The organism is Allomuricauda sp. CP2A, from assembly GCF_001683915.1.
Classification (GTDB): Bacteria; Bacteroidota; Bacteroidia; order Flavobacteriales; family Flavobacteriaceae; genus Flagellimonas.
This window is the reverse complement of sequence record NZ_LXTT01000076.1, coordinates 12,021-25,089: the sequence shown is the minus strand read 5'-3', so window position 1 is coordinate 25,089 and position 13,069 is coordinate 12,021. Positions and strand designations below refer to the sequence as shown.

General features: G+C 44.0%; 10 protein-coding genes. 5 read left to right on the top strand and 5 right to left on the bottom strand.

Translation table 11 applies throughout. The annotated features are described in order from the left end of the window. Positions 1–174 precede the first annotated feature (174 nt). The 5 genes from A7D14_RS09320 (at position 175) to A7D14_RS09300 (ending at position 5,443) form a co-directional block, all read left to right on the top strand. The gene (locus A7D14_RS09320; protein WP_067033193.1) at positions 175–660 is read left to right on the top strand and encodes an acetyl-CoA carboxylase biotin carboxyl carrier protein subunit; all 486 of its coding nucleotides are present in this window, start codon (positions 175–177) and stop codon (positions 658–660) included. A gap of 7 nt (positions 661–667) precedes the next feature. After that, on the top strand, positions 668–2,110 hold the full coding sequence (gene accC, locus A7D14_RS09315) for an acetyl-CoA carboxylase biotin carboxylase subunit (RefSeq protein WP_067033526.1): 1,443 nt from the start codon (positions 668–670) through the stop codon (positions 2,108–2,110). Positions 2,111–2,115: 5 nt separating this feature from the next. After that, positions 2,116–3,657 carry an acyl-CoA carboxylase subunit beta gene (locus A7D14_RS09310; protein WP_067033189.1) on the top strand — a complete coding sequence of 514 codons (1,542 nt, stop codon included), beginning with the start codon at positions 2,116–2,118 and terminating at the stop codon, positions 3,655–3,657. Positions 3,658–3,734: 77 nt separating this feature from the next. Then, positions 3,735–4,055, top strand: coding sequence for a GIY-YIG nuclease family protein (locus A7D14_RS09305; protein WP_067033187.1), 321 nt, complete (start codon positions 3,735–3,737; stop codon positions 4,053–4,055). Positions 4,056–4,234: 179 nt separating this feature from the next. Next, complete coding sequence (locus A7D14_RS09300) at positions 4,235–5,443, top strand: multidrug effflux MFS transporter (protein WP_067033185.1); 1,209 nt, start codon at positions 4,235–4,237, stop codon at positions 5,441–5,443. On the opposite strand, the gene A7D14_RS09295 is transcribed toward A7D14_RS09300, so the two are convergent. The 5 genes from A7D14_RS09295 to nagB form a co-directional block, all read right to left on the bottom strand. Further along, positions 5,440–6,528, bottom strand: coding sequence for an anhydro-N-acetylmuramic acid kinase (locus A7D14_RS09295; RefSeq protein ID WP_067033182.1), 1,089 nt, complete (start codon positions 6,526–6,528; stop codon positions 5,440–5,442). The genes A7D14_RS09300 and A7D14_RS09295 overlap by 4 nt on opposite strands. Then, on the bottom strand, positions 6,525–8,126 hold the full coding sequence (locus A7D14_RS09290) for a glycoside hydrolase family 3 protein (protein ID WP_067033177.1): 1,602 nt from the start codon (positions 8,124–8,126) through the stop codon (positions 6,525–6,527). The genes A7D14_RS09295 and A7D14_RS09290 overlap by 4 nt, the downstream gene beginning before the upstream one ends. Further along, complete coding sequence (locus A7D14_RS09285; RefSeq protein ID WP_067033174.1) at positions 8,119–9,399, bottom strand: MFS transporter; 1,281 nt, start codon at positions 9,397–9,399, stop codon at positions 8,119–8,121. Before A7D14_RS09285 ends, A7D14_RS09290 begins: the two co-directional genes overlap by 8 nt. Before the next feature lie 10 nt (positions 9,400–9,409). Next, the gene (locus tag A7D14_RS09280; RefSeq protein WP_067033171.1) at positions 9,410–10,894 is read right to left on the bottom strand and encodes a glycoside hydrolase family 10 protein; all 1,485 of its coding nucleotides are present in this window, start codon (positions 10,892–10,894) and stop codon (positions 9,410–9,412) included. Between the two features lie 93 nt (positions 10,895–10,987). Then, positions 10,988–12,934, bottom strand: coding sequence for a glucosamine-6-phosphate deaminase (nagB, locus tag A7D14_RS09275; RefSeq protein ID WP_067033168.1), 1,947 nt, complete (start codon positions 12,932–12,934; stop codon positions 10,988–10,990). Positions 12,935–13,069 lie beyond the last annotated feature (135 nt).

Sequence of the window (13,069 nt, the reverse complement as noted above, 5' to 3'; positions counted from 1 at the left end):
ATCCCAAAAGTAAGCATTTGAGAAGATTTGCCATCAATCGCTTTTGCTTAGTTGGCACTGATTCCAATCAAAAGGAATGGCACTTATCATAAACCCTGAAAGTTAATGGCAGTAGCTTTGTGAAGGTTTGATCATTAACCTTATATTTATCTAGCTAACCAATGGCAACTTTTTATGGATAATTCATATACGGTCAAGGTTGATGGCAACTTTGATTTTCCGCTCTCCACAGATGCTATTTCCACGTTGGATGTTATCAAATCCGGCAAGGACAGTTTTCATGTGTTGAAAGAGGGCACGTCCTATCTTGTTCAGATTGTTTCTTCGGATTTTAACAAAGGATTGTATACGATAAGCATCAATGGGAACGAACATGAGGTCTCCATTCAAACCCCTTTGGATGAACTTATCCAGAAAATGGGATTTGCCACCAATGGGGCCAAGAACATTGATTCCATTTCCGCTCCCATGCCGGGATTGATTCTGGATATTTCAGTGGAAGAAGGTCAAGAAGTGAAGGAAGATGAGCAGCTTTTGGTCTTGGAGGCCATGAAAATGGAAAATATCATTACCTCGCCAAGAAATGGGGTCATCAAAAAAATTACCGTAAACCAAGGTGATGCAGTGGACAAAAAACAGCTTTTGATTGAATTTCAATAAAAACACCATGAAAAAAATATTGATAGCCAACCGGGGAGAAATTGCGGTTCGTGTTATGAAAACCGCCAAAAAAATGGGTATCCGTACTGTTGCTGTTTTTTCTGAAGTGGACCGAAATGCACCCCACGTACTATTTGCCGATGAAGCTGTTTGTATCGGCCCCGCACCTTCCAATCAATCCTATTTAAAAGGGGACAAAATCATTGAAGTGGCCAAAAAGCTCAATGTGGATGGCATCCATCCCGGCTACGGTTTCCTGAGTGAAAATGCTGATTTTGCGGAAGCGGTTGAAAAAAATGGATTGACGTTCATCGGGCCAAAATCCAAAGCCATTCGTATTATGGGAAGCAAATTGGCCGCCAAGGAAGCGGTTAAAAAGTATAACATTCCCATGGTCCCCGGAATCGATGAGGCCATTACCGATGTAGCCAAGGCCCATGAAATTGCAAAGGAGGTAGGTTATCCCATTTTGATCAAGGCATCAGCAGGTGGTGGTGGAAAGGGTATGCGGATTGTAGAAAAAGAACAGGATTTGGAATCTGGCATGAAACGCGCCATCAGTGAGGCTACTTCAGCCTTTGGCGACGGTTCTGTTTTTGTGGAAAAATATGTGACTTCACCACGACACATCGAGGTGCAGGTCATGGCCGACACCCATGGCAACGTGCTCCATTTTTTTGAACGGGAGTGTAGCATCCAAAGACGCCACCAAAAAGTGGTGGAAGAAGCACCTTCATCCATTCTTAGCCCGGAGCTTCGGGAAGAAATGGGTATTGCTGCCGTTAAAGTGGCCCAAGCTTGTGAATATGTGGGAGCCGGTACGGTTGAATTTTTATTGGATGCCGACCATAACTTTTATTTTCTGGAAATGAATACCCGCTTGCAGGTGGAACATCCCGTTACCGAGCTGATTACAGGAGTCGATTTGGTAGAATTGCAGATACGGGTGGCACGGGGAGAAGAACTTCCCATGCGGCAGGAAGATTTAAAGATTCAAGGACATGCTGTGGAACTTCGGGTCTATGCAGAGGACCCCTTGAACGATTTTTTGCCCAGTGTGGGCACTTTGGAAACCTATCAATTACCCGTTGGAGAGGGTATACGGGTCGATAACGGTTTTCGGGAGGGAATGGACATTCCCATTTATTACGACCCCATGCTTTCCAAATTGATTACCTACGGTAAAACCCGGGAGGAAGCTATAGCGTTGATGTTGGAGGCCATTCAAAATTATAAGGTGAAAGGCGTGCAGACCACCTTGCCCTTTGGAAGTTATGTTTTTGCACACGAAGCCTTTAGGTCCGGGAATTTTGACACGCATTTTGTGAAGAATCAGTATTCCCCGGAAAAAATCCATCAAAACAATGCCAAGGAAGCAGAGATAGCGGCTTTGGTTGCCCTTTACCAATACCTAGAAGACAAGAAAACAATTCAAATCCCAATAAATTGAGTTCAATGGACCCCAAAATAAAAGCACTGGAAGAAAAAATGGCCCAGGCCCGTTTGGGTGGTGGGGAAAAGCGGATAGACAAACAGCATCAAAAGAAAAAACTTACCGCAAGGGAACGCATCCACTATCTCTTGGATGAAGGTTCGTTTGAGGAAATGGGCATTTTGGTGACCCACCGTACCACGGATTTTGGTATGGACAAGGAAATCTATTATGGGGATGGCGTGGTCACTGGCTACGGAACCATCAACGGCAGGTTGGTGTATGTGTATGCGCAGGATTTTACGGTTTTTGGTGGAGCCTTATCCGAAACCCATGCCGAGAAAATCTGTAAGGTGATGGACTTGGCCATGAAGGTCGGAGCACCCATCATTGGGTTGAACGATTCCGGTGGTGCACGGATTCAGGAAGGGGTGAGATCCCTTGGCGGTTATGCTGATATTTTTTACAGGAACGTGCAGGCCTCTGGAGTCATTCCGCAAATATCCGCGGTGATGGGGCCCTGTGCCGGTGGGGCTGTGTACTCCCCAGCCATGACGGATTTTATCATTATGGTGGAAGAGACCAGCTATATGTTCGTGACTGGGCCCAATGTGGTAAAAACCGTGACGAATGAGGAGGTGACTTCGGAAGAATTGGGGGGTGCCAGTGCACATGCCGTTAAATCTGGAGTGGCCCACAAAACCTCGTCAAATGATGCCGCTTGTTTGGACGACATCAAAAAATTGATGGAATATCTACCCCAAAACAACACTGAACTTCCTCCGATTCAAGACTATGAATTGGGAGAGGAACTTCGGGAAGAATTGTCCTCTGTCGTTCCCGACAACCCCAATAAGCCCTATGACATGCACGATGTGATCAATGGGATTATTGATTCGGATTCGTTCTATGAGATTCACAAGGACTACGCTGAAAACATCATTGTGGGCTTCGCCCGATTGGGGGGGCGGAGCATTGGCATTATAGCCAATCAACCTATGTTCCTTGCCGGGGTTTTAGACGTAAATAGTTCCCGAAAGGCTGCTCGTTTTACCCGATTTTGTGATGCTTTCAATATTCCGTTGTTGGTCTTGGTGGATGTTCCCGGATTTTTGCCCGGTACCGATCAAGAGTGGAGTGGTATCATTATGCATGGTGCAAAATTGCTGTATGCATTGAGTGAAGCTACAGTACCCCGCGTAACGGTCATTACCCGAAAAGCCTATGGAGGTGCGTATGATGTGATGAACTCCAAGCACATTGGTGCCGATTTCAACTTTGCATGGCCATCTGGCGAAATTGCGGTAATGGGCGCCAAAGGAGCCAGTGAGATCATTTTCAGGCGGGAAATAGCCGCTGCGGAAGACCCTGAGGCCAAATTGAAAGAAAAAGAAGCCGAGTACGCAGAAAAGTTCGCCAATCCGTATCGTGCGGCCCAACGTGGTTTTATTGATGAGGTGATTTTGCCCAAGAACACCCGGCGAAAATTACTCAAGGCCTTTGCCATGCTGGAGAAGAAGCATGTGGAGCCTCCCAAACGGAAGCATGGGAATATTCCGTTGTAAGTTTATTGTAGGCTACAGAAGTTGTCAGGTCGAGCGCCCGCCTGCTGGACGGGCAGGCAGTCGAGACCTCTTTAACCATGAAATTATACTACGTATACATTTTATTATGTTCCGATGGGTTGACCTATACGGGAATCACGGACAATGTTGCCCGTAGAATCAATGAACATCAAAATGGGTTGAGCAAAAATGCTTTCACCTATCGCAGAAGGCCAGTTGAACTTGTATTCCAGCAAGAATTCAATGATGTGCTTCAAGCTATTTCCTTTGAAAAGAAGATAAAGAAATGGAGTGCCAAAAAGAAAATAGCATTGTCAAAAGGAGATGTTGATTTATTGCAGATTTTGGCTGAATGCAGAAATGCTTCGCATTATAAGTATAATCCTGACCAAGATTGAGGTCTCGACTGCGCTCGACCTGACACTATGTTTAATGAAGATGTTGTGGTATAGGTCTCGATTGCGCTCGACCTGACATCCAAGCTAAAAAAAGAACAATAAAGAAAACCTATTTGAACATAACATTAATACTTTCTTAAAAGCTTTACCGATCTATAGGGTATGCCTAATTTTGCGCCATGCAAAAAGAAAATCAGAAACCCAACTTCGAATTTATTGCGCTTATGGCCGCTTTGATGTCCATCGTAGCGTTGGCCATTGATGCCCTTTTGCCCGCCATTTCCAATATTGGCGTGGCCATAAACAGCTTGGATTCTACCGATAACCAACTGCTGGTGACCATGATTTTCTTAGGACTTGGTTTGGGGCAGTTGTTCTTTGGGCCTCTTTCCGATTGTTATGGAAGAAAACCCATTGTTTATATAGGTTTTGGCCTTTTCTTGATAGGAAGTTTGATTTGTTTGTTTGCGCCATCATTAGTGATAATGATTGTTGGAAGGATCTTGCAGGGAATTGGACTTTCCGCCCCGAGAACCATGGCAATTTCCATTATTCGGGACACGTATGTGGGTGATTACATGGCCAAAATCATGTCTTTTGTGGTAGCCTTTTTTATTTTGGTGCCCGTGGTGGCACCGGCTATCGGGAAAGTCATTCTGGATGGCTTTGGATGGGAAGCTATTTTTTATGCACAGCTCATTTTTGCACTGATCATAGCGGTATGGTTTTGGAAAAGACAGCCTGAAACCTTGCACCCTGAGTATAAAATTCCCTTTTCAAGTCACGTTTTCATCGATGGGTTGAAGGAATTTATAAAGTATAGGGAAACGGTTGCTTTTACCATTGTCTCGGGCTTGGTGACCGGGGCTTTTTTGGTTTATCTAAGTTCGGCCCAGCATATTTTTGAAGATATCTATAGCATGAAAGAGGTCTTCCCATACATTTTTGCGGGATTGGCCATTTCCATAGGCCTGTCCACATTCCTAAATGGGACTTTGGTGATGCGTTTTGGTATGCGAAAATTGTCATGGATGGCCACTTTGGCGTTTACCATCATTGGATTGATGTATACCATTTTGTTCCTGAACTCCCCAAATCCCAGCATTTTTGTATTGGTGCCATTTCTTTCGGCACAGTTCTTTTGTTTGGGCTTTATGTGGGGAAATTTCCGTTCCATTGCTATGGAACCCATCGGTCATATTGCTGGAATAGGCGCAGCCATCAATGGATGTGTTTCAACGATAGTTGCCATTCCCATTGCAACCTTCATTGGTGAATTTGTGGAACACAGTGTTTGGCCCCTTTTTGTTGGGTTGGGTATTTGTGGCTTGTTTTCCCTCATTATTTTGATGATGGTGAAAAGACCTAATCGATTGGCAACAGCTTAACCGGTTTCCGGAAAATGGACTTCGCCACTACAGGAATCCTCTCGTGCTCCGGTAACAGATTTCAAAACATTGGTAATGCCCTTCAACCGAAGCACGCCCATTAAAGCAAAAACCAAGGCTTCCTTATAGGCAATCAATGTTTTGTTGGGAACAACCACTTCGGTATCGAATCCTAGTTTTTCTTGGAGCACATCCATAAAGAATTGGTTAAGAGCCCCACCACCCGTGACCAATAATTTGCTTTTTGATTTGTTTTGGTGCTTGTGGATACTCAAAGCAATCTGTTCACAGTTATGGTGGATAAAAGTATTTAGCAAATCGATTTCTGAACTGTTGGAAGCTTCAATCAATGGAACAATTTTTCCAGTAAACCATTCATATCCTGTGGATTTGGGATAGGGTAGTCGATAATATTCAAGTTGGTTGAGTTTTTTCAACAAGTCATCGTCCAATTTCCCGCTTCGGGCCAGCTTTCCGTTTTCATCATAATCCAATCCCATTTTGTGGGTGATATGATTCAAAGGCATGTTGGCCATTCCAATATCATAGGCAATCCGTTCACCATTTTTTTCAAAGGAAATATTACTGATTCCCCCCAAATTCAGGCAGAAATCATAGTCATGGAACAAAAGTCGGTCTCCAATCGGGACCAAAGGCGCACCTTGTCCCCCCAGGCCAACATCTTTGGTCCTAAAATCGCACACGACCTGTTTGCCACTTGCGTTGGACAAAAGTTGTCCGTCTCCCAACTGAAAGGTGATGCCCTCTTCGGGTCGATGGTGGGAAGTATGTCCATGGCTCGCGATAAAATCAACTTCAATACTACTCTCTTCAATAAAAATCTTAGCTTGTTCTCCCAACCATTTGCCATAGTCCTTGTGGAGTTGGGCATGGTCCTTTTCCGAAAGATAAATGGCATTTTTCAGATAATTCCGCATCGCATCAGCATAGGGAATTTCCTTGGTATGCTCAATGGAGAATTGCCAACGGCCTTTTTCTTCCCAAAGATGGCAATAGGCCATATCCAGTCCATCCAAGGAGGTGCCGGACATCAATCCCAATACTTTATAAACACTTGTGTTCATGGCTGAAAGGTTTTTAGTGTAATGGGTAGTTTCCCTGTGGCAGTCATTTCTCCTTTAAAATGACAAATGGCCTCTTCTTGAAATTCCACAAAATCTTGATAGGCCACTACCGCATTTGAGTTTGATTGCAATCCCAAAATATCCAAAACATAGGGATTTCCAAAAAGGTAGACCAACACATTTTTTTCCGCTATCAGCTTTTGCATGAAATCCAACAAAACCGAATCAAGGCCAAACTGATTTTTAGGCTTCATCGTGGGTGGAAAAATGGCCAGCACGACATTTTGATGCTTGCCCAGTCCAAGTTTTATTTCTGCCATTTGGGAAGACAATTCCCATGCTCTTTGTTGATAATCATCTTCCAGTTTTTTGGAAAAAATATTGTTGTTATTTGGGGCAAAAGAAAGGTTCAAAAAAGTAGCGTTTTTGATTTCATCCTTTTTTTCAGGATTACCAAAAAGCTCGGTTAATGTATTTTGAGCAATTGTTCTGTTCAAGTCTGAGGGATTTTCAGCCTCATTCACTCGGGGAGCTTTATTCATGAAAACTTTTTCTTTAAGCTGCCATATTCGTTTGAAACTTTCCTCAATTCTGTTTTCAGGGGCACTGTTCAAAATACGTTCAATGCCTTCGGCTACATGCTCACTAAAACAGAGCATGTCCATTCCCGCAGTAAAAGCTGCGGCTTCCAGTTTTCCCTTTTCAAGATATTTTTTGGAAACGGCGTGCATGTTCAGGGCATCGGAAATGATCACACCTTCAAAACCCATTTCATTCCGAAGCAGGCCCGTAATGATTTTTGATGAGGTGGTGGATGGTTCCGTATCATCCAATTGCGGCAACAATAAATGCCCCACCATGACGGAATCGCCCCCTTTTTTGATCAACTCTTGGAAAGGATACAGTTCATTTTGCCTTAGCTCCTCCATAGATTTATCGATAACAGGAAGCCCCAAATGGGAATCAGTGGCCGTATCGCCATGCCCAGGAAAATGTTTAATGGAATTTAAGGTTCCCGAACTTTCCATTCCTTTTAAATAGGCTTCCGCTTTGGAAAGCACACTTTTTTTGTTGTCACCGAATGAACGATACCCGATCACTGGATTTTCTGGGTTACTGTTAATGTCCACCACAGGGGCAAGGTTCCAATGGATTCCCGCTTCCCTACAATCCAATCCTATTCGTTGTCCCACCTCAAAAATAAGATCACTGTTGTTCTGGAGAGCTCCCAATGTAATGGCATAGGGGTATTGTGGGGTGTTTTCAATTCGCATGGCAAGGCCCCACTCGGCATCCATCGCCATCAATAGTGGATATTTAGCCGCTTTTTGATAACGTGCAATGAGCTGTTTTAAGCGGTCATAGCTGTTTTCATTGTGAACAACCGCTTTTTTGCCCTCAAAATTGGTGGCGGCACTGGCTCTGCTGTGAAAAAAGCAGAGTGCTCCTATATGATGTTCACGAATCAATTGTTCCGTTTTTTGAACTGCCGCTTCGGTGTCGTTAATAAAAGCAGCCAGCATGAACAATTGCCCAACCTTTTCTTGGAGGCTCAGTTCTTTTTGTGATATGGAATACGGAACAATTTCTTTAGACATTTGATTCATTTGTCTTTTTGCCGAAGTCGGCGGGATACTTTAGGAATTTGAGCACCAAAAAGGCAGGTAGGGCAGCTATCACCACCCAGATAAAGAAACCATCGTACCCCAACCATTCTTGAATGTATCCACTGACCATTCCAGGTAGCATCATGCCCAGCGCCATAAACCCAGTGGCTATGGCATAATGTGATGTTTTTGAAATGCCTTCGGCAATATAGATAAGGTACATCATAAAGGCAGTGAACCCAAATCCATAACCAAATTGTTCCAATACCACTGTCCCTGTTACGGCATAGATGCTGGTGGTTTGTGTCACAGCCAATAGAGCGTACAATGCGTTTGGTAAATTAAGGGCGAGGAGCATGGGCAGCATCCATTTTTTTAGCCCGTCCCGAGATATCAAGATGCCGCCGACAATTCCTCCAAGGGAAAGCATAATTATGCCGACGGTTCCATAGATTGTACCCACTGCTTCGGTGGAATACGCCAGGCCGCCCACTTCCAATTTGTCCAACAGAAAAGGAGAGGCCATTTTTACCAGTTGTGATTCGCCCAAACGATAGGTTAGGATGAACAGCAGCGCAATTCCTATTTGGTTTTTTTTGAAGAATGATGCAAAAACTTCCAAAAAACTGACTGGTTTTTCCGTCAGTTCCTTTTGAGCGGTTTCAAATTTGGGCGTACTGAAAAAGTTGGCAATGGTCAACAGGAGCATAAGTGCGGCGGCGCTTACCATGGTTAAGGACCATGCTTTGGTATTGTCTCCATATTTGTTTTCCAAAAATCCGGCAAAAATCACCAAAAGTCCTTGACCGGTCACCATGGCCAGTCGGTAAAAAGTACTCCGTAGCCCAATAAAAAAGGATTGTTTTTTTTGGGTAAGCCCAATCATATAATATCCATCCGAAGCAATATCATTGGTGGCCGATGCAAAGGCAGCCATCCAAAAGAAGGCCAGGGTAATGATGAAAAACGAGTTGGAGGGAACAAAAATGCCTATGCCCAAAAATGCCAATGCGATGACCAATTGCATGGCCAAAAACCATTTGCGTTTGGTGCCGTTCAAATCCACAATGGGGCTCCAAAGTGGTTTTAGCACCCACGGAAGGTATAGCCAGCTGGTGTAGAGTCCTATTTCAGCATTGCCAATTCCAAGTCGTTTGTACATGATTACGGATACAGTGACCACCAAAATATAGGGAATTCCTTGGGTGAAATAAAGGAAGGGAATCCATAGCCAGGCATTTTTGTCTTTTGGTGCGACACTCATTTGCGTGATTTTAAAAATTCAAAGGTAGTGTTGCAGTTTCATTACCGTATGCATCTGATATAGAAATGCCCACCTCGCTTCTTTGTTGTTTTTTGGTCAATTTGAGTTGAAAACACCCAGAATTTTCGCTTTCGGAAAGATAATTCTTTCCAATGAGTTGTTTTCCGTTGCCATTCAGTTGATAGTAATTCAGAAATCTGGGAACGGAATCGGTATGTGAGATGCAGATGTTTAACATCTCGTTTTTCTTTTCGATTGATTCAATACCGGGCAGTTGAATTGATCTTGGATTTTTGTTCAGTGTTGTTGGATTTTCTGCTGGAAGCCGATAAAACTTCTTCTTTAGGGTTTTGGTCACGTTTTCATGCTGACCAATAAGTGATTTGGCACTGAAAAAGATATTGCCATCAATATTTCCCTGTTCCCTAGCAAAAGTCAACTGTTTAGGAATCTCATTCTTTCTCTCCCAAGCCTTGTCACTGTTGTTTTTAATCTTGTAGGCTCCGTTTCCAAGGTATAGATTGGTATTGGGCGTGGCGTTGTTCCACCAAGAGCCTACGGCTTTGTGGGAAGCTGGGGGATAGTCCATGCTCCAATAGGCTTGGGGTGCCAAATAGTCCAACCAGCCTTCTTTTACCCAGAGTACGGGGTCGGCATATAAATCTTCATACGTGGTCTGGCCGGCACGGGTATCGGAACCCATGGGGTCGGTGCTTTTGTTTTTCCAAACCCCAAACGGACTGATGCCAAATTGCACCCATGGCTTATTTTTCTTGATGGTGTGGTGTACGTTTTTCACCAAAGAGTCTACATTGCTACGTCGCCAATTCTCCACGGATTGATTGGGCAAACCGTAGGTTTGGAAGGTTATGGAATCATTGAATGCTTCGCCTTCCAGTTTATAGGGATAGAAATAATCATCAAAATGGATGGCATCCAGCTCATAGCGGGTGACCAATTCCTCCACAACTTTGGCAAATTTTTCCTGAACCGCAGGTATTCCGGGGTTGTAGTAATATTTTTTACCGTATTTGACCATCCAATCAGGATGTTGGTAAAAATCATGCTCTTTGGAGAGGGCCAGGGTATCCAAATCAAAAGTGGCTCGGTAGGGATTGAGCCAAGCATGGAATTCCATACCGCGTTTATGGGTTTCCTGAATCATCCATTGCAATGGGTCATCAAATCCTTGGGGTGCCGCACCTTCTTTACCAGAAAGATATTTGGACCAAGGCGCCAATTCGGTTTTGTAGAAGGCATCACCAGCGGTTCGCACCTGTACTATGGCCGCATTGAAGTTCAACTTTTGATAAAAGTTCAGAATAGCAATAAAGTCCTCCTTTTTTTTCTCAGGCGAATCATTTGGGTTTTTGGGCCAGTCAATATTGGCCACTGTGGCAATCCATACGCCCCTAAATTCTTTGTGAGGTGTTTTGGAGACCGCACAAGAGGATAAAAGAACAAGGAAAATCGAAAAGAATAAAACGTTGCGCATATAAGCTGAAAAGGCCTACTTCTGGATTAAATGTAGGCCTTTTTGATTGAATTGAACAATTAACTACTTAATGGAAATTTTCATTGTGCCCTATTATTTTGAATCAAATCGATAACGCACAAAACCTTCCATGGCCTCGTATTCTGCCATGCCCAAAGCATTGTATCGGTTGGCGGTATCCTTGTTTCGTTGCTCGGCACGCTGCCAGAACTCCCTTTCGTCATTTCCGGGGAACATGGCACTGTCTTTTTGGGATTGGTGCTTGAATATGGCATTGATTTTTCGGGCCATATCCTTTGGGCCAATGGGTACTGCCATTTCCATATCAGCGATGTCCCATTCTTGCCAAGCACCACGGTAGAGCCATACGTAGCAATTCCTGATCCAGTCGGATCCCTCGTCCAGCAGGCGTTGAATGGCCTTGAAAATCACATCCAAGCAAACCCTGTGGGTGCCGTGTGGGTCCGAAAGGTCACCTGCGGCAAAAATTTGATGTGGCTTTATCGAGTTGAGCAACTTATATGTAATCTCCACGTCTGCTTCGGAGATGGGTTTCTTTCGCACAGCCCCAGTTTCGTAAAAGGGTAGGTTCAAGAAGTGGGCGTTTTCCTCTTTAACTCCGCAATAACGGCAAGCAGAAAGTGCCTCTCCTTTTCGGATCAGTCCTTTAAAATGTTGCACCTCTTCGCTATCAATTTCCCCAGGTTTTTTTGAAGCGAGGAACTCCCGAACCTGTTTGAACTGTTTTTTGAGCTCTTTGTTTTCTTTTTGCACATCGGTGGCAAAATCCAAAAAGCGAATGACCTCATCATCAAAAACGGCAATATTTCCCGAAGTTTGATAGGCCACATGGACATTGTGTCCTTGGTCCACCAATCGCAACAAGGTGCCTCCCATGGAAATAACATCATCATCAGGGTGCGGACTGAATATCAAGGATGTTTTAGGGTAGGGTTGTGCCCTTTCCGGGCGTTGGCTGTCATCTGCATTGGGTTTTCCGCCCGGCCATCCTGTGATGGTACGCTGCAACTGGTTGAACACCGATAGGTTGATTTGCTCTGCGGAGCCTACTTCGGCAATCAGGTTTCCCATGCCATATTCATTGTAGTCCTCATTGGTGAGCTTCAATATGGCCTTCCCCAATTTTTCGGACAACCAGATGGCCGCTGTTTTGATGAGTTTTTCGTCCCATTCGCATTCAGTGACCAACCATGGTGTTTTTACGCGGGTCAAAAAGGAAGAAGCGGCATCATCGAGGACAAAGTCGCAATTTTCATGATGTTGCAGGAACGTGGCCGGTACTGACTCTTTGATTTCACCTTCAACCGCTTGTTGGATAATCGGTGCCTTTCCTTCGCCCCAAGCCATAAGAATGATCCTTCTGGCATTCATAATGGTGCCCACTCCCATGGTGATGGCCCTTCTCGGAACATTTTCCTCACCAAAAAAGTCGCTGGCCGCATCAAGTCGGGTCACACGGTCCAAACGAACCAAACGGGTTTTGCTGCTGAGGGAAGATCCAGGTTCATTGAAACCAATATGTCCGGTTCTACCAATTCCCAAAACCTGTATATCAATGCCTCCCACATTTTGAATTTTCTCTTCATAATCCATGCAATATTTTCTGATGTCGTCTTTGGGCAAGCTTCCATCGGGAATATGAATGTTGAAGGGTTCAATGTCGATATGATCAAATAGGTGTTCGTTCATAAAACGAACATAGCTATGGATGGAATCGGGTTCCATGGGAAAGTATTCATCCAAATTAAAGGTGACCACGTTCTTGAAGCTCAACCTTCCTTCTTTATGGAATTGGACCAAGTAATCATACACTTTGGTGGGAGTGGACCCGGTGGCCAAACCAAGGACCGCTTTTTTCCCCTGTTTTTCTTTTTGTTTGATAAGACTTGCAATCTCGTTGGCAACATACCAAGATGCGCTGTCTGAATCTTGATAGATGTGCGTATTGATTTTTTCAAACTTCACAGTTTCCGTATCCAAGGCCTCTGGTTTCAACGGATTTTTGACCAATTCTTGCATGATTTGTCAGGATTAAAAGTTAAAACAGCACAAATATAATTCATTTTTGCAGTATTTTGCAATATATTTGCCGTTTTATGCGTTTTTAATCGACGGACAACAATGGTTCTCCTATAAACGGCATAATCTGGAATA